This window comes from Cytobacillus gottheilii, from assembly GCF_018582665.1.
Classification (GTDB): domain Bacteria; phylum Bacillota; class Bacilli; order Bacillales; family Cytobacillaceae; genus Cytobacillus; species Cytobacillus gottheilii.
Genome location: NZ_CP071709.1, coordinates 1,766,049 through 1,784,349, shown reverse-complemented (window position 1 = coordinate 1,784,349; position 18,301 = coordinate 1,766,049). Strand labels below are relative to the sequence as shown.

The window sequence follows — 18,301 nt, the reverse complement described above, 5'->3', positions numbered from 1 at the left end:
ATATTCAAGTTTCACGAATATAACAACTGCACATTGATTGCGAAGTTCATGTTGGTTTTAACATCAATAAACGAACTCCCACGAATGATGGAAGTTCGTTTTTAATCCTGTTGTATAGATATTAAGAACATTTTTCCCCATTTTCCCCTTCTTAACTACATTTTATAAAGCTTTTAGCTTGAGAAGCTCATGTCTGATTTTTTCAAGCTTCTGCTTTGTTGTTGTTTTCAACTTGTCATTCTCGCTTGTCATTGCATCAAATAAAGTAGCCAGCTCATAATCAAGTTCCAATCTTAATACTGCTGTTCTTTCCTTTTCGCTTTTTTTCGTTTTGGTTGAATTTACAAGTTGTTTCATTAGACAATACACCCCTTCCAAGTTATCAACAAAGTTTTTCTTAAAAGATATTCAAGTCTTAAATTTTCTGATTATTTTTACTATTATCTTATGCTCTGTCTTCTGAATTGCAACAAAATTGTGCGATAACCTACCTTTTAATCTCATGCATTCTATTTCTTCTTTGCCTGCAGATTATGCTACAATATTTGACATAGTAAGAGGAGGTTTCAATATGACATTTTCAGGTTTTACAAATGATGATTTTTCGGTCTTCACTATAGATGGTCTTGATGAACGAATGGATGCTCTAAAGACTACCATCCGCCCAAAGCTAGAAGATTTAGGCAAACACTTCTCAACGGTGCTATCGGCCGAGACTGGACATGAGATTTTTCCGCATGTTGCCCGTCATGCCAGAAGAACCAAAAACCCGCCAAATGATACTTGGGTTGCATTTGCGTCAAGCCCCCGCGGTTATAAAATGCTGCCTCATTTTCAAATTGGTCTTTGGGAAACACATGTTTTCATTTGGTTTGCGATGATTTATGAAGCTCCAAATAAAGAAGAATACGGTAAAAAGCTAGAGGATCATCTTGATAAACTTTATCATGAAATTCCAAAAGATTTTGTTTGGTCAGGCGATCATACGAAGCCTGGAGTTTACAAACACAGTGATTTATCAAAAGATGAACTTAAAAACCTATTTATCCGTCTGCAAACTGTCAAAAAAGCTGAAATTCTCTGTGGCGTTAACATTAGCCGTGAGGATGCTATAAAGATGAATGGCAATGACTTTATCACAGCTGCAGATCATGTATTTAAAAAATTATTACCCTTCTATAAAATGGCGTAAACATAGTGAAATGGTACATTAAAATACAAAAAACCTCCCAAGGGAGGTTTTTTACTTTTTCATTTTGACTACATTGCCAGCTTCAGTTTCCTTAGCTGCTTTTACTGTACGAAATGGGGAATAGCCGCTCATTTCCTCAAAGTCATTGCATAGATTTCTTTCATCAGATTTTCCTGGCACAATTTCTTTAAAGCGACGGTATGACTTCATCAGTTCTTCACGTTCAATCCCTTTTTCGTATGCTCTTTCAATGCTTTGATAAAATTGGATTACATCAATAATTTCTTCAGTCTTCCAATGATGTTCAATCGGATATTGATATTCCAAAGGTCATCCTCCTTACGTTTTATCTCCTGCTGATTTTACTCTAAGTAGAATGCCAGCGCAAACATGTAAGCTTCTTTTTTGTGATGCTTGTAAGGGCTTTGCTCTGTCTAAAAATATGGAATAAAATGTTTTTAAACAAGATTATAAATTCTCCAATGAAAGAATGTTTATTTTATCCTTTTTACCCGAAAACTAATGGGGTATGAAGTTTCTATGCAAAGGCGATGAATAATGCTATAATGCAGATGTTTTATTGCAAATTAGAATTTAAAGAGGTGTGGAAATACATTGTCTCAAACTGAAACACCGTTATTTAGCGGCTTATTGGCACATGCAAAAAAGAATCCTGTACAATTCCATATTCCCGGTCATAAAAAAGGGACAGGAATTGACCCTGAATTTAAAGAATTTATTGGAGAAAATGCATTATCTATTGATTTAATTAATATTGGACCTCTGGATGACCTGCACCAGCCTAAAGGCATGATCAAGCAGGCACAAGACCTGGCAGCTGAAGCTTTTGGTGCTGAACATACATTTTTCTCAGTACAAGGAACCAGCGGAGCTATTATGACAATGGTTATGTCCGTCTGCGGCCCTGGCGATAAAATTATCGTACCCAGAAATGTTCATAAATCAGTTATGTCTGCCATTGTTTTTTCTGGTGCCACTCCTATTTTTATTCATCCCGAAATTGATACTGAGTTAGGGATATCTCATGGTATTACAACAGATTCTGTAGCAAGAGCTCTTGAGCAGCACCCTGATGCAAAAGGATTACTTGTTATTAATCCAACGTATTTTGGTGTATCTGCAGACTTAAAAAAAATTGTTGAAATATCACATTCATATAATGTTCCTGTTCTTGTCGATGAAGCACATGGAGTTCATATTCATTTTCATGAAAGCCTGCCGATGTCTGCCATGCAGGCTGGAGCAGATTTAGCCGCAACAAGTGTTCACAAACTTGGCGGTTCCATGACACAGAGCTCTGTTTTAAATATGCAAGGTAATCTCGTTTCACATAAGCGCGTACAATCGATTTTAAGCATGCTAACTACCACATCAACTTCATATCTTCTTCTCGCTTCATTAGACGTTGCCAGAAAAAGACTTGCAACGGAAGGACATGAACTAATTGAAAAAACAATTCAATTGGCACAGTCCATTCGAAAACGCATCAATGAACTCGATCACCTATATTGTGTAGGAGAAGAAGTATTAGAGACACATGCTGCTTATGATTACGATCCAACAAAGTTAATTATATCTGTAAAGGAACTGGGAATTAACGGCTTCGATGTTGAACTATGGCTGAGAGAGCGATATAACATCGAGGTTGAAATGTCTGACTTGTACAATATTTTATGTATTGTCACCCCAGGAGACACAGAGAAGGAAGCTGATATTCTAATCAATGCTTTAAGAGAGTTATCGATTGAATATCACGGAAAAGCTGAGAAGATTAATACGACTCAAGAGGTACTTTTGCCTCATATTCCTGTCCTTGCTTTAACTCCGCGTGACGCTTTTTATGCGGATACAGAGCTTGTTCCATTTGATGAGTCTGAAGGCAGAATTATTGCTGAATTTATCATGGTGTACCCTCCTGGCATTCCAATTTTTATACCTGGAGAAATCATCACGACCGATAACCTCCGTTATATTAAAACCAATATGGAAGCAGGATTGCCAGTTCAAGGGCCAGAGGATTATGACTTTAAATACTTGCGGGTTATTAAAGAACACCGGGCAATTCGATAAAAGATAAAATGCATTTTAATTTCGGGCAGACTTTGATCATGAAGCCTTTCGAATATGTAAAATAGCCGCCCATCTGATTGGGCGGCTTTTATATTACTTGCTAAAAAACTGGTCGTTTTCACCATCTATTTTCAAACTAACTTCTTCACTGTAAAGCTTTTTGACTGCACCAGCCTTACGGTTTCTTACTTCTCTTGCTGATTAGGCGGGTCACATTGGCAGCTTCCTTTTGAATATAATACAGTCACCTTTTCATCCTCGAAATGTTCGATAGTTGAATTACAAGTTTGGCATACGATTGTACCCATCTGCTCATCTCTCCCTTAATATCATATTCATTTATTGAAAGCGCTTTATCTATTATCTATAATAATATGACACTATTTTAAAATCAAGATCAAATTGTATAACACATTTAATTATTTTACATTATTGTATGTCATAATAATTATTAATACAGCATATATGAATGACTTTTAATTGAGCAGACTGTTAATGAGTTTAATCAAGGGAACGAAGATTTGGATGTTTGGAGAATGCATAGGGAAACTGGAGATTATTACAATGCGCAAAGAAAGTTAGTGTTAAACCCGAACGACTCTGTATGCTTTTTTCAACTATTAGTCGCTCGGGCTTAATGTAAAGTTTTAGTACAATCATTTAAAATTAGTGTTCAAAGGAACTGAGAGACTGGCATAAAAAAATGGAAAAGCAGGATTGGCCTATTTGCAAGCCTTTCTTCACACAAACATCTGTGTTCTCACTTCAACTGGTCCAATAAGGTTCAACTTGATAAGCGCTTCGCAAAACACCATCTTTAACTAACATGTGTTCCTGGGATCGCATCTTTGAAAAATTGAACAAGATCTTCTGTTTGATTTGTGGTTTCAATTTTGAATATTTTCTGCAAGGAATGCGAATCTTCGAGGTCAAGCGGATCAAGGAGGATCGAACGGCCAGTTTGCATACAGGTCACAAGAGGTTTTTTATAAAATAGATTTGTATAAACGATAGCAAAATCATAACGCTTTAACTTGGTTGCAAAGCCGGCAAAACGTACAGTTACATTTTCATGTTCATCATAAATTTTAGAAAAATTGTCCATATGGCACCTCCTTTTTTTTCAAACTATTTAGAATACTATTGTATTGCGAACTTCTCATTTTAACAACCATAATTATTAATCGTTAATAAAGTTGTCATATGTTTTTATTCAATGATAGAATATTTAAGGGCATGATCTTAATACGTCGCAAGTAAACTAAATGATTATACATACTTTGAGGTGTCAGATGAATAAAAAAATTGTTGTAATCCTTTTGCTATCTTTAGCATTTACACTTATTTCGCCTTTCGTTTTTAATGCATTTGTTGCAGACAAACCTGCTGAGCTCCCATATAAAGCTGTTTTTGGTGCACCATTTCCTTATTTAGGACAAGTAAAGGAGCTTCCGGAAGATACTGCCTCCTATCCTGTCATAGTGGAGTTCAATTCACCATTTGAGGAAGAGACAGACTTTAGCGTTATTCCTTTCGCTTTATCTCTGCTTTGTTTTTTTCTGCTTTTCTTCTCTATTTATACCATCATCGCAAGATTTATGGACCGGAAGCCTGCAGAAAAGGAGCCTAAATAAGGCTCCTTTTTTATAATTATTTAATTGTCTCAGGATCTGCAATAATATATCCTTTTGCCTGCAGACCTGTCACAATGTCTTCCATAGCTTCCATCGTCCACTGCCGATCATGCATGAGTAAATTTGCACCGTTGTTTAAATAGGGGCTATTGACCATGATATCAGCAATTGCTTCTTTTGTTTGATACTCCTGCTCCCAATCATACCCATATGTCCAGTTCATGATGGTCATATTTTCTTCTGCAGCTACCTTTTTACTATAGTCTGTATTAGAACCAAAAGGTGCTCTGAAGAATCGTGGTCTTTCTCCAGTTATTTCTTCAACCATATCATTAACCTTTACTATTTCTTGCTTTTGCTCTTCTTCTGATAGATCCTTTAAATTGTTGTGTCCATATGTATGATTCCCAATAGCAAATCCAAGATCATAAATTTCTTTTATGACATCTTCCTTTTCAGGAGAGTTAATCAAATGACCGTTAACAAAAAAGATTGCCTTTACATCAAGTTTTTTTAGAGTCTGCGCCATCTTTAATGCATGTGCATCCGGTGCATCATCAATGGTTAAAAGAGCTACTTTTGGATTCGCATCTGAAATAGGATCTACTGTCCATGTATTTTCATTAATTTGATATTGTTTTTCAACTTCTTTACTTTCTGCTTCTTGTGAGCCTGCTGCAGACTGAGTTTCTTCCTCTTCTTCATTCATTCCCTCTGCTTGTTCTTCTTCTTCACGATCCTGTTTCTCTAGCTCAGAATGGTTATTGCTTTCCGTCTGCTCCTGCGATGCTTGTCCATTCACCTCTTCAGCAGAATTGGATTCATTATCAGTTGCACAGCCTTGTAAAAAAATGAATGTCAGAAGCAGTGCAAATATACTTTTTATTCTCATGCTGTCCCTCCTCGCTCCTAATTATAAACTAGTGCTTTTCAATTTCAATGAAGACAAATCTTAGCTGACTCAAGAATGTACAGAACTTCTTTACGAAGATCTGGAGCGCATAACTAAAGAAATATACCCTAAACATTCTTTACTCAAACCACTACGGCCATAATGGCATGAAAAGAACCATACACCGCTAAACTTACCATCGTTGCAACAAATGTCTTTCGTGTGGATTTTATAATATAATGGCCAATGATGACAGCAAGATAAAGAAACACAAAAAACATTAACGCTTTAAATACTAATTGATCATACTTCGAAAGCCATTCAATAAAGGTAAACCCGCTCCATATAATGAGCTGTATGATAACTGCTGTATAAACCTTCACACCATCATCACCGCCTTTTAAATACACTAAATTTATGGATTTTCTAGAAATTTAAAGTTAACCTTTACTCCTCGCAAACAGGGCTTAGCAAGCGCCTTCCGCTTTTCTATTTGTCTAGCTCCGTCGGCTAGCTGCTCGAGGTCATAAGTCAATCTGTCCAAAAGGTTAAAGTACAACCTTCCGGCCAGCTTGCCTTATGCTTGTCGCAGCTGGTCGAGCCGCCTCCGCATTTCTTCTGTCCAGCTGCAGGCGCTAGGGACTCGAGGTCTTAAGCCAATCCAGTCAAAAGGTCAAAGTACGACCTTTCACCTGTTTTGTCTTAAGCTTGTCGTCCCTGAGCAAGCGCCTTCCGCTTTTCTATTTACTCTCCCCTTTTTTTGATAATGAAAACCTGGTTTATTTGAAATATATGTTGAAGGTTTTGCTTGTATTTTTCATTTATATAACATTTAGGTGACATTTGCGGTTTCGGCAGTAGACCGTGATAAAATACTTATGTATAGAGGGCAATTTGTAAGATTTCGGAAAAATTGTGTGTAAAGTGAGGCAGAGAAATGATGAAAGGCATGCTTTTACTTTTATTTAGTGCTCTATTTATCTTAACATCCTCCTCTTGCAGTAAAGCAGAGTCGCCTGACCTGGAGATTAATGAAGATATACAACAAATACTGTTCTTTTCTGACGAGGCAAATTATCGTCAAGAAGTGGCTTATTATGATGCTATCATTGAATTAAAGCAAAAATACCCAGAAGCCATAAAAAATATGAAGATTATTTATGAAAATAAAAAGCAATATTTAGATCAATTTGAGTTAGAGCGCAGTCCAGCGATGGTTTTAGTATATGAAGATCAGACACTCGTAAAGGTAGATGGAATTGTAAAAAAAGATCAAATTATAGAACCAATTGAAAACGCACTTGAACAGTATGAATAAATATATAGTTAAAAAAAGACTTCTATACAACTGAAGTCTTTTTTCAAATCCTTAATAAAAAAGATCCTTCTCAATTGAGAAGGATCTTTTTACTTTATTTTACAATGTGAATTGGCATTCCAAGAGCTACTTCTGCAGCTTCCATTGTGATTTCACCTAAAGTTGGGTGAGCATGGATTGTCATTGCAAGGTCTTCTGCAGTCATTCCAGACTCAATCGCTAAACCAAGTTCAGCAATCATATCAGAAGCATTTGTACCAGCAATTTGAGCACCGATGATTAACCCATCTTCTTTACGAGTTACAAGCTTTAAGAATCCGTCTGTGCTATCTAGTGCAAGTGCACGGCCGTTAGCTGCGAATGGGAACTTCGCAGCAACTACATCGATTCCTTCATCTTTTGCTTGCTTCTCAGTATAACCAACTGTTGCTAATTCAGGCTCAGAGAAAACAACAGCAGGAATTGCTAAATAGTCAATTTCAGCGTTGTGGCCAGAGATAGCTTCAGCAGCAATTTTACCTTCGTAAGAAGCTTTATGAGCAAGTGGAGGACCTTCAACGATATCACCGATAGCATAGATATTGCTTACGCTAGTACGGCATTGCTTATCAATTTCGATTACTCCACGATCAGTCATCTTGATGCCTACTTGCTCAAGACCAAGCTCATCTGTGTTTGGACGGCGTCCAACCATTACAAATACGTAGTCAGCGTCTACAGACTTCTCTTCGCCGCTCACTTCATATTTAACTGTAACGCCAGTTTCTGTTTCTTCAACACCTTTTGCAAGTGCCTTAGTAATAATTTCAGCACCCTTTTTCTTAAGGTTGCGTGTTACTAGAGATGACATTTGTTTTTCAAAGCCATTCAGAATATCATCTGCACCCTCAAGAATTGTTACTTTCGTGCCAAAGTTTGCATATGCTCCGCCAAGCTCAGTACCTACGTAACCTCCGCCAATTACAACAATGCTTTCAGGAATCTCTTCAAGAGCTAATGCACCAGTAGAGTCAAGAACACGCTTTGTGTATTTGAAAGTTGGTAATTCGATTGGACGTGAGCCAGTAGCGATAATCGCATTTTTAAAAGTATACGTTTGAGCAGAGTTATCATCCATTACACGAAGTGTGTTAGCATCAACAAAGTATGCTTCACCGCGAACGATATCTACCTTGTTTCCTTTTAAAAGGCCTTCAACACCGCCTGTAAGCTTCTTAACTACGCTGCCTTTCCATTCTTGCACTTTTGAAAAGTCAACCTTAACGTTTTCAGTCGTAATTCCCATTACAGAAGAACCTTGTGCCTCTTCATAACGGTGACCAGCAGTGATTAATGCTTTGGAAGGGATACATCCAACATTCAAACATACGCCTCCAAGGTTGCCGCGTTCAATAATTGTAACTTTTTGACCAAGCTGTGCTGCACGAATAGCTGCAACATATCCCCCTGGACCTGCACCAATGACTATAGTATCTGTTTCAATCGGGAAATCTCCTACTACCATTTGTTACGCCTCCATTAACAATAGTTCTGGATCATTAAGTAAACGCTTGATGTGGTTAAGTGCATTTTGAGCTGTTGCACCATCAATCATACGGTGGTCAAAGCTTAATGACAATGCTAAAACTGGTGCAGCAACAATTTCGCCATCCTTCACAACAGGCTTTTCTGCGATACGGCCAACACCAAGAATTGCTACTTCAGGGTGATTGATTACTGGAGTAAACCATTGTCCGCCAGCTGATCCGATATTAGAAATTGTGCATGAAGCACCTTTCATTTCGTTAGGTGCCAGTTTACCATCACGAGCTTTGCCTGCAAGTTCATTAATTTCGTTTGAAATTGCAAATGGTGATTTACGGTCAGCATCTTTTACAACTGGAACAAGCAAGCCTTTTTCAGTATCAGCTGCGATTCCGATATTGTAATAATGCTTGTGGATGATTTCGCCAGCTTCATCATCAAGTGATGTGTTTAATGCTGGGAATTCACGTAATGCACTTGTTAATGCTTTTACTACATACGGAAGGAATGTTAATTTGATTCCTTTGCTTGCAGCTACTTCTTTGAATTTCTTGCGGTGAGCAACTAGTTTTGTTACATCAACTTCATCCATTAAAGTAACGTGTGGTGCCGTATGTTTAGAGTTTACCATAGCTTTCGCGATTGCTTTACGGATTCCGCTCATTTTTTCGCGAGTTTCTGGATATTCTCCAGCAGGAACAGCCGCAGCTGCTGCAGGTGCTGCAGTTTCTTCTGCTTTAGGTGCTGATTCTTGAACTGGAGCAGCTGCTTGAGCTCCGCCATTTAAGAATGCTTCGATATCATCTTTCTGGACACGGCCGTTCTTTCCGCTTCCAGCGACTTGACGAATGTCAACACCTTTATCACGAGCAAATTTTCTAACTGATGGCATTGCAATAATGCGGCGGTTTGGATCCACATCAGTTTGAGAAATTGCTACACCTTCTTTTTTCTCTTCTTGAACTGGAGCTTCTTCTTTCTTTACTTCCTGACCAGCTTCAGCAGTTGCTTGAACTTGTGCTTCTGTTTTCTTGTCGGCAGCAGGTGCTTCATCATCGTGATCACCTTTAAATTTCAAGTCTTCATATCCTGGAGCGTCGAAAGAAATTAGAACTTCTCCAACTGTTGCAACAGTACCTTCTCCAACATGAATTTCTTCAACTTTCCCTTTAACTGGAGATGGAATTTCTACTACCGCTTTATCATTTTGAACTTCACATAATACATCATCTTCTTGAACTTCATCGCCTGGTTTAACAAACCATTTTACGATTTCGCCTTCATGGATACCTTCACCGATATCAGGCAATCTAAATTGAAATGCCACTGAATTCAACCTCCTATTGATTTACTTTCTATTTCATAAAAGGGGGTAACCCCCCCTGCCAATTAGAAATTAAGTACTTTATTAGCTGTTTCGATAATATCTTTGAAATTTGGAAGCCAAACCGTTTCAGCTTGCGGGAACGCAAACACTGTATCTGGAGCAGCTACACGCAATACTGGAGCTTCAAGGCTTAAAATTGCACGGTCGTTGATTTCAGCAACAACATTCGCTGCAATACCAGCTTGTTTCTGAGCTTCTTGAACAACGATTGCACGGCCTGTTTTCTCAACAGAAGCAATAATTGTTTCAATATCGATTGGGCTTACTGTACGCAAGTCAATAACCTCAGCTGATTTACCATCTTTTTGAAGCTCATCTGCTGCTTTTAATGCTTCATGTACCATTGCTCCGTAAGTCACGATTGTTACATCTGTACCTTCGCGCTTAACTTCAGCAACACCCAATGGGATTGTATATTCTTCTTCAGGTACCTCTTCACGGAAAGAGCGGTATAATTTCATGTGCTCTAAGAAAATGACAGGGTCATTATCACGAATAGCAGAAATTAATAGTCCCTTTGCATCATATGGAGAAGAAGGGATTACCACTTTAAGACCAGGCTGCTGTGCCATTAATCCTTCAAGGCTGTCAGCGTGCATCTCAGGAGTATGTACGCCGCCGCCAAATGGTGAACGAATTGTTACTGGTGCGTTGTAGCGTCCGCCAGAACGGTAGCGCATACGAGCAAGCTGGCCGGAAATGGAATCCATTACTTCATAAACGAAACCAAAGAATTGAATTTCAGGAACTGGACGGAATCCTTGTAAACCAAGGCCAACTGCCAACCCGCCGATTCCGGATTCAGCTAGAGGCGTGTCGAATACGCGATCTTCGCCGAACTCTTTTTGCAGGCCTTCTGTCGCACGGAAAACTCCGCCGTTTACGCCTACATCCTCACCGAATACAAGTACATTCGGGTCATTGCGCAATTCTGTGCGCAAGGCATCAGTAATTGCTTGAATCATAGTCATTTGCGCCATGGCTTACTTCGACTCCTTTTCTTTATAAATTTCATATTGTTCTTTAAGGTTTTGAGGCATTTCTTCGTACATGATCTCCATTAGATCAGTAACTTTTTGCTTAGGAGTATCATCAGCAACTTTAATTGCATCTTTAATATCTTCCTTCGCCTTTTCGATCACTTCGTTTTCCATTTCTTCATTCCAGATGCCTTTTTCTTCTAGGAACTTACGGAAACGGACAAGCGGATCTTTTTTCTCCCACTCATTATCAAGGTCTGATGTACGGTAGCGAGTCGGATCATCACCAGCCATTGTGTGCGGGCCATAACGGTATGTTAATGTTTCAATTAATGTTGGACCTTCGCCATTAAGAGCGCGCTCACGAGCATCGCGAACAGCTGCATATACAGCAAGAGGATCCATTCCATCAACCTGAATTCCAGGAATCCCTGCAGCTACAGCTTTTTGAGCAATTGTGCCAGCAGCAGATTGCTTTTCTACAGGTGTAGAGATTGCGAAACGGTTATTTTGAACAACGAAAATTGCTGGAGCTTTGTATGCACCCGCAAAGTTGATTCCTTCGTAGAAATCACCCTGAGAAGCACCGCCATCACCTGTATAAGTGATTGCAACAGCTTTCTCACCGCGTTTTTTCATACCAAGCGCTACACCAGCTGCTTGAATATACTGAGCACCAATGATAATTTGAGGAGCGATTACATTTACACCCTCAGGGATGTTTCCACCTTCATAATGTCCTCTTGACCATAGGAAAGCTTGAGATAAAGGTAAGCCATGCCAGATGATTTGAGGAACATCACGGTATCCAGGAAGAATGAAATCTTCTTTTTCAAGAGCAAATTGAGAAGCTAATTGAGAAGCCTCTTGGCCAGCTGTAGGTGCATAGAAACCTAAACGGCCTTGTCTATTTAATGAAATTGAGCGCTGATCAAGAATGCGAGTATAAACCATACGGCGCATTAATTCCTGTAATTGCTCATCTGATAACTCAGGCATTGCAGATTCGTTAACGATCTTGCCCTCTTCATTTAAAATCTGTAGCGTCTGAAACTGTTCTTCCACTTTTTCGCGTTGCTTTTTCGCATCGAAATGTGTGTTCTTCGTTTTTGAAGCCATCAAAGTCACCCTTTCTTTTTTTAAAAAGACGTCATTCATATGAGTAAAAATACACAATTTATAGGTTGCCCAAGTTTGCCGCAGTTTAGATTACAATTTGTCAAATAAAGACGAAAAAACATCCTGCAAATGATAATCTTCGTGCGCAGCTGTTTAAAGGAAACCCTTTCAGCAAAAAATAATAAAGCTTCTCTATTATTTTCCCACAGATGAGATGTATAAAAACGTCTTTATTTTTTCTCCCATTACCATCTTATTCTGTATCAATCCTTTTTGCAACAAAATTGATACACGCCTCATACGATTTATAGTTTAATATAATTATCGATATCTAGTCAATCAAATGAACTATTGTTTTTTTTGATTGAATAACTTTTTTAAGTGTATTCCAAATAAAAGGAACTGTATCACCCGATAATCATCATCTGTATTATAAAAGAAATAAATTTATCTCGTGTTATACTAAAGCATCAATAGGAATTATTTTTTCCATATAATAGTTTTTCGTACAACATACAAATTTCGACAAGATGAAAGAAACAACTAAATGAATCATCCTAACACTCTTTCCTCTACATGACACTTTACTCACCCTAAACAGGAAATTCCGCTTGCTTCTTCTTTGTTCAAGTCATTGTTTTATTCACAGTTAAGAAGGCTATTATCTCTCCGGCAGGCAACAGTGCTTTAAAATCGCACTCGCTCCTCCCAGGAAAGATGTTCTTTAAGGGTCAATAGCGGTTTAGTTAAATTCCTATATAAATGCACAAAAAAAACCGGAACATTATGCAGATATTAAGGAAATATCCATCTAATGTTCCGGGCTTCTTTATTTGACTGATATACTAAGACTTTTTATTATCTTATTCATCTTCTGTATTTACATTTAGTCCAGCTGCCTGATAAAAAGATAACTTTATTTCATTATAATCAGCTGTTTTTTCATTGAATTTTTTATTCGTCTCAAGGACCTGCTCATATGAATCATTAATTAAAGTAATCTGCTCTTCCAATTGCTCTAATTGCAGATCTTTTGTTTTGAAAAGCTCATACAATTGTTTATCATTATTTAATGCTTCGGAATATTGATTATACAACGTATCATGCAATTCATATCTGTCCATCATCGTATCGTATAATTGCTGTGCTTCACTCTTCAACTCTTCTTCTTCCATCTCTTCAATAAGATCAGGGATCTTTTGAAACTCTTCTTTAGAAGCGTCGATGCTTTGTTTTTCTTCGTTCATATGCTCTTCACGCTGATCGGCAGATGCGAGTGCTTCATCTGATAACTTTTGAATTTCTTCAAATTCCTTCATACTTAAGGCAATAATTTGATCATACAGTTCCTTTTCTTGCTTTTCCAGTTCAACAAGCGGGGTTTGCTGTTCTTCAAATCCTTTTTCGGCCGCAACTGCATCTTCTAGTACAGTGTGCATTTTTTCAGCTGGTGTTTCAGAATTCAAACAGCCTGATAAAAGCACCATACTCATCAATAGGACACTGATCCACATTCCCGATTTTAATTTATTCATCTATAATCCCCCTAACTTCATTCCTTACTATATCTACTGTTGGTATATTTGGCAAATACTCTGGTATCAATTTTACAATATAAAGCTTGTCCTATCACAATCTATGCTGAACTCTTTTCATTTATTCCTTAGGCACGGGCCTACACAAACAGAACACATCATACATAGGCTATATTAATCGTCCGATAATAAATATTAAAAAGCACTGCAGATGTGGACGATATTCTACTTTAGGGAGGTTATCCTTCATGTATGGATATGGCGGATACGGATATGGTTGTTCTTACCCAGGTTATGTAGCTGGTTCAGGCTATGGCAAAGGGTTTGCTTTGATTGTTGTATTGTTTATTCTTTTGATCATTGTTGGCTGTTCTTGCTGGAAATTCTAAATCATTTTTACGGGAGAGAGCTCTTAATTGAGCTGTCTCCTATTTGTTCCACAATTTTTATATGATAAACATCAACTGTTTTATTAACATTTGCTGTTTTGTTTGATAGACTATTTTCATACATAAGTTCAACAGGAGTGAAGTACATGATTACAATGACCGATATCATACGTGATGGACATCCGACTTTAAGAAAAGTGGCAGAGGAAGTACAGCTTCCACCTGCACAAGAAGATAAAGAAATTTTATCGAGTCTTTTAGAGTACGTTAAAAATAGTCAGGATCCTGAAATTTCTGCAAGGTACGGGTTACGCGGAGGGGTTGGACTTGCAGCACCTCAAATTAATATTTCAAAACGAATGATTGCTGTGCATACTACCGATCCAAACGGAGAATTATTCAGCTATGCTCTTTTCAACCCTAGAATTATCAGCCATTCAGTGGAGCAGTCCTATATCACTTCTGGTGAAGGCTGCCTGTCTGTGGATGAGAATATCCCAGGGTTTGTGCCGCGCTACGCCCGCGTAACCGTGAAAGGATATGACCTTGATGGGAATGAGATTAAGCTAAGGCTAAAAGGTCTTCCTGCCGTTGTATTTCAGCATGAAATCGACCATTTAAATGGCATTATGTTTTACGATCATATTGATCAGAATGAACCGCTTAAACCGATTGAGGATGCCATTCCTATCGAGAGATAAAAAGAAAACTTGCCAGCATGGCAAGTTTTCTTTTTGTGTTTAGATTAAATTCATCTCTTTTAAGCCTTTCCAAATGCCATCCTGATCGACATCAGCTGTTATGTATTTTGCAATTTCCTTCAGCTGTGGAACAGCATTTCCCATAGCAACACCGTTTCCGACCGTTTTAAGCATTTCTATATCGTTTAAACCGTCACCAAATGCATATACATCTTCCATTTTAAACCCAAGCCGTTCGATCATTTTGGCGATTCCTTCCGCTTTTGATCCTCCAGCAGGCAAAACATCAATAGACAAATCATGCCAGCGAATAAAATGGAATTCTGGGAAGTCCGATACATATCCAGTTTCTTCTTTATTTTTGCAGAACACATTTACTTGATATATCTCGTTTTCCTTGTAGAAGTTAGTATCAAGGGCTGGATGAGGAAATTTTAAGCTTCCCATGCTTTCATCTATATATGAATGTTGTTCAACATTGGATTTCATCGTCTTTTCATTTAAAAAGACAAGCGGATGCCCCAGGTGTTCCGCATTTTGCAATAATTCTTCAATTTTTTCTATGTTTAGTGGATTTTTATAAATCGGTTCATTTTCAAAGACTACGTATTGACCATTAAAGCTCACAAATGAATCAATCTCCAGCTCTTCTCTTAATGACTCAAACATAAAAGGAGCTCTTCCAGTTGCAATAGCAACAAAAACTCCATTCTCCTGAAGCTGTTTAATAGCCTCTTTCGTTTTTATTGGCAATTTTTTTTCATGATCAAGCAAAGTCCCATCAATATCAAAAAAAACTATTTTACTCAAATGTCCAAACTCCCTCTCTTTTTTAGTACTGTATCCATAATATTTGTACAGCCTTAATTCTTAATTCTTCCTAAATAAATGCATGTATCACTTTTGGCAGTGCCTGACGCTATATGATAAAAGTGATGATATGTACGAAAACAAGGTTAAAAGGTTTCACATTACATATATGAATATGTTCGATTATTCTATGTCTTAACCGTTTTGGCCCAACCGAGCTACTCACAATTACAGCAGACTTTCTGAACAAACCTTTCACGTAAACACTACCCCCATAACCCTGCTGTGTCAATTAACGTTTTTTATATTCATAAATCAGGCACTTTAACATCATAATAAAAACATAGACTAAAGTAGACGGAAGCCTGACCGCAGACATTATATCCTGATATATAAGATATGCCATAAGCACTAACATATTTTTCTAAAACAATGACATGTTCGCTTTACAAAGGACAAGGATCGTATAAAATAGAAATAAGGAGATGATCCACAATGTTGAAAAAGCTAAGGAAAAAGCTATTGAAACAGTGGAGAGATATGCTTCGTAAAAAAACAATCGCTTAAATTTGAGCCCTTCAAACTTGCGAAGGGCTCCTTCATTATTGTAAATTGGTTATCAGTACGTTTTTTTACATACTTTTAATTATATGCCATAATGAACCTATATATTGGGTATTGAAATAAATATAAATGAATGATAAATCCCTAAAAGCATGCAGTGCTTCCTTAGGAGATTATTGATTATAAAAAAAATTAAAAGCAATATTTCATTTGCCGCTAAGAAAGTTACCTTTCTTATCATATAAAAAAGAACACCGGATGAAGGAGAGAATGTTATGATTTACAAAGTTTATTTTCAAGAATTAGCAAAAGAGGTTCCCGTTCGCGAGAAAACAAAAACGATCTTTGTAGAAGGCGAATCAGAACGAGACGTCCGTTCTAAATTAAAGAAACGCCCATACAATATTGAATTTGTTGCAGCTGTGGATGGTTCGTATCTTGAGTTTGAAAAACAAAACGAAGACTTTAAAGTATTGGAGATTGAATAATATATGAAATTTGTAAAAAATGATCAAACAGCTGTTTTTGCTCTTGGCGGTCTAGGCGAAATTGGCAAAAACACGTATGCTGTACAATTCCAAGATGAAATAATCTTGATCGACGCTGGAATAAAATTCCCTGAAGATGAACTTCTTGGCATTGACTACGTCATACCAGATTATACGTATTTAGTTAAAAACGAAGATAAAATTAAAGGGTTATTTATTACGCATGGACATGAAGATCATATTGGCGGCGTTCCCTATTTATTAAGACAATTGAACATTCCTATCTACGGCGGCAAGCTTGCATTAGGCCTTATTCGAAACAAGCTTGAAGAACATGGTCTATTGCGTCAGGCTAAACTTCATGAAATTAAAGAAGACGATATTATTAAATTCAGAAAGACATCTGTAACCTTCTTCAGAACGACTCACAGCATTCCTGATTCATATGGAATTGTTGTGAAAACACCTCCTGGACAAATTGTTCATACTGGAGATTTTAAATTTGATTTTACACCTGTTGGTGAACCAGCAAACTTAACAAAGATGGCTGAAATTGGCAAGGAAGGCGTATTATGTTTATTATCTGACAGTACTAACAGTGAAATTCCAGAATTCACGATGTCTGAGCGCCGTGTTGGCGAAAGCATTCATGATATATTCAGAAAAGTTGAAGGAAGAGTTATATTTGCTACCTTCGCATCAAATATTCACCGTCTGCAGCAAGTGACGGAAGCGGCCGTTGCAAACGGAAGAAAAATTGCTGTTTTCGGACGCAGTATGGAAGCAGCTATTAATATCGGACAAGACCTTGGCTATATCACTGCTCCAAAGGATACGTTCATTGATGCACAGCAAATTAACCGTTTGCCGGCAAACCAAGTTACGATTCTTTGTACAGGAAGCCAAGGAGAGCCAATGGCTGCTCTTTCAAGAATTGCAAATGGCACACATCGTCAGATTCAAATTAATCCAGGCGATACAGTGGTCTTCTCTTCTTCTCCGATCCCTGGCAATACAATTAGCGTCAGCAGAACTATTGACCGACTGTCCCGTGCAGGTGCAGAAGTTATTTATGGCAAACTTAGCGATATTCACACTTCCGGTCATGGTGGACAAGAAGAACAAAAACTTATGCTTCGCCTTATTAAACCTAAATTCTTTATGCCGATTCATGGTGAGTATAGAATGCAAAAAATGCATGCTAAATTAGCTGTTGATTGTGGTGTAGAAGAAGAAAATTGCTTTATCATGGATAATGGTGAAGTATTGGCTTTAAGTGATGATACCGCTCAAGTAGCTGGTAAAGTGCCATCTGGTTCTGTTTATATCGATGGAAGCGGAATTGGAGATATCGGCAATATTGTACTGCGTGACCGCCGTATCCTTTCTGAAGAAGGACTAGTTGTAGTCGTTGTCAGCATTAACATGAAAGACTTTAAAATCGCTTCTGGCCCTGACCTGATTTCCAGAGGATTTGTTTATATGAGAGAATCCGGAGATCTAATCAATGATGCTCAAAGCTTAATCTCCAAGCATCTCAACAAGGTGATGGAACGGAAAACGACACAATGGTCTGAGATTAAAAATGAAATCACAGATACACTAGCACCATTCTTATACGAAAAAACAAAACGACGTCCAATGATTCTTCCTATTATCATGGAAGTTTAAAACAAA

At 37.8% G+C, this 18,301-nt stretch carries 20 protein-coding genes; 8 read left to right on the top strand and 12 right to left on the bottom strand.

Annotated elements, in window-relative coordinates:
- Positions 1-162 precede the first annotated feature (162 nt).
- Entirely contained in the window at positions 163-357 is a 195-nt protein-coding gene (locus tag J1899_RS08880; protein WP_066447031.1) for a hypothetical protein, read from the bottom strand.
- Between the two features lie 214 nt (positions 358-571).
- Here J1899_RS08880 and J1899_RS08875 point away from each other — a divergent pair, with 214 nt between their 5' ends.
- Entirely contained in the window at positions 572-1,192 is a 621-nt protein-coding gene (locus J1899_RS08875) for a YktB family protein (RefSeq protein WP_214478439.1), read from the top strand.
- A gap of 51 nt (positions 1,193-1,243) precedes the next feature.
- Here J1899_RS08875 and J1899_RS08870 read toward each other — a convergent pair whose 3' ends face one another.
- Positions 1,244-1,519, bottom strand: a complete 276-nt coding sequence (locus J1899_RS08870; RefSeq protein ID WP_066447037.1) for a UPF0223 family protein — start codon at positions 1,517-1,519, stop codon at positions 1,244-1,246.
- A 288-nt stretch (positions 1,520-1,807) separates the two neighbouring features.
- Between J1899_RS08870 and J1899_RS08865 the strand changes: the two genes are divergently transcribed.
- Entirely contained in the window at positions 1,808-3,283 is a 1,476-nt protein-coding gene (locus J1899_RS08865; RefSeq protein ID WP_066447041.1) for an aminotransferase class I/II-fold pyridoxal phosphate-dependent enzyme, read from the top strand.
- 185 nt (positions 3,284-3,468) lie between these two features.
- On the opposite strand, the gene J1899_RS08860 is transcribed toward J1899_RS08865, so the two are convergent.
- On the bottom strand, positions 3,469-3,591 hold the full coding sequence (locus J1899_RS08860; RefSeq protein ID WP_082851693.1) for a GapA-binding peptide SR1P: 123 nt from the start codon (positions 3,589-3,591) through the stop codon (positions 3,469-3,471).
- A gap of 509 nt (positions 3,592-4,100) precedes the next feature.
- Positions 4,101-4,388 (bottom strand): DUF3055 domain-containing protein, encoded by a 288-nt coding sequence (locus J1899_RS08855; protein ID WP_214478438.1) that lies wholly within the window; start codon positions 4,386-4,388, stop codon positions 4,101-4,103.
- Between the two features lie 187 nt (positions 4,389-4,575).
- Between J1899_RS08855 and J1899_RS08850 the strand changes: the two genes are divergently transcribed.
- Positions 4,576-4,917: a hypothetical protein gene (locus tag J1899_RS08850; RefSeq protein ID WP_066447048.1), complete on the top strand. Its 342-nt coding sequence runs from the start codon at positions 4,576-4,578 to the stop codon at positions 4,915-4,917.
- Positions 4,918-4,933: 16 nt separating this feature from the next.
- Here J1899_RS08850 and J1899_RS08845 read toward each other — a convergent pair whose 3' ends face one another.
- Positions 4,934-5,809: a polysaccharide deacetylase family protein gene (locus J1899_RS08845; protein ID WP_066447050.1), complete on the bottom strand. Its 876-nt coding sequence runs from the start codon at positions 5,807-5,809 to the stop codon at positions 4,934-4,936.
- 143 nt (positions 5,810-5,952) lie between these two features.
- A complete protein-coding gene (locus J1899_RS08840) occupies positions 5,953-6,192 on the bottom strand; it encodes a hypothetical protein (protein ID WP_066447053.1) in 240 nt (79 codons plus the stop codon).
- Positions 6,193-6,746: 554 nt separating this feature from the next.
- On the opposite strand from J1899_RS08840, the gene J1899_RS08835 reads away from it, so the two are divergent.
- The gene (locus tag J1899_RS08835; RefSeq protein WP_066447060.1) at positions 6,747-7,127 is read left to right on the top strand and encodes a hypothetical protein; all 381 of its coding nucleotides are present in this window, start codon (positions 6,747-6,749) and stop codon (positions 7,125-7,127) included.
- 94 nt (positions 7,128-7,221) lie between these two features.
- Here the strand turns inward: J1899_RS08835 and lpdA are convergent, their stop codons facing one another.
- The 5 genes from lpdA to J1899_RS08810 all read right to left on the bottom strand — a co-directional run bounded on the left by lpdA (position 7,222) and on the right by J1899_RS08810 (position 13,672).
- The gene (lpdA, locus tag J1899_RS08830; protein ID WP_066447064.1) at positions 7,222-8,631 is read right to left on the bottom strand and encodes a dihydrolipoyl dehydrogenase; all 1,410 of its coding nucleotides are present in this window, start codon (positions 8,629-8,631) and stop codon (positions 7,222-7,224) included.
- Between the two features lie 3 nt (positions 8,632-8,634).
- The gene (locus tag J1899_RS08825) at positions 8,635-9,978 is read right to left on the bottom strand and encodes a dihydrolipoamide acetyltransferase family protein (protein WP_066447067.1); all 1,344 of its coding nucleotides are present in this window, start codon (positions 9,976-9,978) and stop codon (positions 8,635-8,637) included.
- A gap of 62 nt (positions 9,979-10,040) precedes the next feature.
- Positions 10,041-11,018, bottom strand: coding sequence for an alpha-ketoacid dehydrogenase subunit beta (locus tag J1899_RS08820; RefSeq protein WP_066447071.1), 978 nt, complete (start codon positions 11,016-11,018; stop codon positions 10,041-10,043).
- Positions 11,019-11,021: 3 nt separating this feature from the next.
- A complete protein-coding gene (gene pdhA, locus J1899_RS08815; RefSeq protein ID WP_066447075.1) occupies positions 11,022-12,137 on the bottom strand; it encodes a pyruvate dehydrogenase (acetyl-transferring) E1 component subunit alpha in 1,116 nt (371 codons plus the stop codon).
- A gap of 863 nt (positions 12,138-13,000) precedes the next feature.
- Positions 13,001-13,672 carry a YkyA family protein gene (locus tag J1899_RS08810; protein WP_214478437.1) on the bottom strand — a complete coding sequence of 224 codons (672 nt, stop codon included), beginning with the start codon at positions 13,670-13,672 and terminating at the stop codon, positions 13,001-13,003.
- A gap of 248 nt (positions 13,673-13,920) precedes the next feature.
- Here J1899_RS08810 and J1899_RS08805 point away from each other — a divergent pair, with 248 nt between their 5' ends.
- Positions 13,921-14,061, top strand: coding sequence for a YjcZ family sporulation protein (locus J1899_RS08805; RefSeq protein WP_082851694.1), 141 nt, complete (start codon positions 13,921-13,923; stop codon positions 14,059-14,061).
- Positions 14,062-14,207: 146 nt separating this feature from the next.
- Complete coding sequence (def, locus tag J1899_RS08800; RefSeq protein ID WP_066447082.1) at positions 14,208-14,762, top strand: peptide deformylase; 555 nt, start codon at positions 14,208-14,210, stop codon at positions 14,760-14,762.
- Between the two features lie 39 nt (positions 14,763-14,801).
- On the opposite strand, the gene J1899_RS08795 is transcribed toward def, so the two are convergent.
- Positions 14,802-15,572 (bottom strand): Cof-type HAD-IIB family hydrolase, encoded by a 771-nt coding sequence (locus J1899_RS08795; protein WP_214478436.1) that lies wholly within the window; start codon positions 15,570-15,572, stop codon positions 14,802-14,804.
- 839 nt (positions 15,573-16,411) lie between these two features.
- Between J1899_RS08795 and J1899_RS08790 the strand changes: the two genes are divergently transcribed.
- Complete coding sequence (locus J1899_RS08790) at positions 16,412-16,624, top strand: DNA-dependent RNA polymerase subunit epsilon (protein ID WP_066447089.1); 213 nt, start codon at positions 16,412-16,414, stop codon at positions 16,622-16,624.
- Positions 16,625-16,627: 3 nt separating this feature from the next.
- On the top strand, positions 16,628-18,295 hold the full coding sequence (gene rnjA / locus J1899_RS08785; RefSeq protein ID WP_066447092.1) for a ribonuclease J1: 1,668 nt from the start codon (positions 16,628-16,630) through the stop codon (positions 18,293-18,295).
- Positions 18,296-18,301: the final 6 nt, after the last annotated feature.

Excerpts from the sequence above, each read along its gene's own strand:
- J1899_RS08845 (WP_066447050.1), bottom strand. The coding sequence starts at position 5,809 with ATGAGAATAAAAAGTATATTTGCACTGCTTCTGACATTCATTTTTTTA.
- J1899_RS08850 (WP_066447048.1), top strand. The coding sequence starts at position 4,576 with ATGAATAAAAAAATTGTTGTAATCCTTTTGCTATCTTTAGCATTTACA.
- J1899_RS08860 (WP_082851693.1), bottom strand. The coding sequence starts at position 3,591 with ATGGGTACAATCGTATGCCAAACTTGTAATTCAACTATCGAACATTTC.
- lpdA (WP_066447064.1), bottom strand. The coding sequence starts at position 8,631 with ATGGTAGTAGGAGATTTCCCGATTGAAACAGATACTATAGTCATTGGT.
- J1899_RS08835 (WP_066447060.1), top strand. The coding sequence starts at position 6,747 with ATGATGAAAGGCATGCTTTTACTTTTATTTAGTGCTCTATTTATCTTA.
- J1899_RS08875 (WP_214478439.1), top strand. The coding sequence starts at position 572 with ATGACATTTTCAGGTTTTACAAATGATGATTTTTCGGTCTTCACTATA.
- J1899_RS08855 (WP_214478438.1), bottom strand. The coding sequence starts at position 4,388 with ATGGACAATTTTTCTAAAATTTATGATGAACATGAAAATGTAACTGTA.
- J1899_RS08820 (WP_066447071.1), bottom strand. The coding sequence starts at position 11,018 with ATGGCGCAAATGACTATGATTCAAGCAATTACTGATGCCTTGCGCACA.
- pdhA (WP_066447075.1), bottom strand. The coding sequence starts at position 12,137 with ATGGCTTCAAAAACGAAGAACACACATTTCGATGCGAAAAAGCAACGC.
- J1899_RS08805 (WP_082851694.1), top strand. The coding sequence starts at position 13,921 with ATGTATGGATATGGCGGATACGGATATGGTTGTTCTTACCCAGGTTAT.
- J1899_RS08880 (WP_066447031.1), bottom strand. The coding sequence starts at position 357 with ATGAAACAACTTGTAAATTCAACCAAAACGAAAAAAAGCGAAAAGGAA.
- def (WP_066447082.1), top strand. The coding sequence starts at position 14,208 with ATGATTACAATGACCGATATCATACGTGATGGACATCCGACTTTAAGA.
- J1899_RS08790 (WP_066447089.1), top strand. The coding sequence starts at position 16,412 with ATGATTTACAAAGTTTATTTTCAAGAATTAGCAAAAGAGGTTCCCGTT.
- rnjA (WP_066447092.1), top strand. The coding sequence starts at position 16,628 with ATGAAATTTGTAAAAAATGATCAAACAGCTGTTTTTGCTCTTGGCGGT.
- J1899_RS08810 (WP_214478437.1), bottom strand. The coding sequence starts at position 13,672 with ATGAATAAATTAAAATCGGGAATGTGGATCAGTGTCCTATTGATGAGT.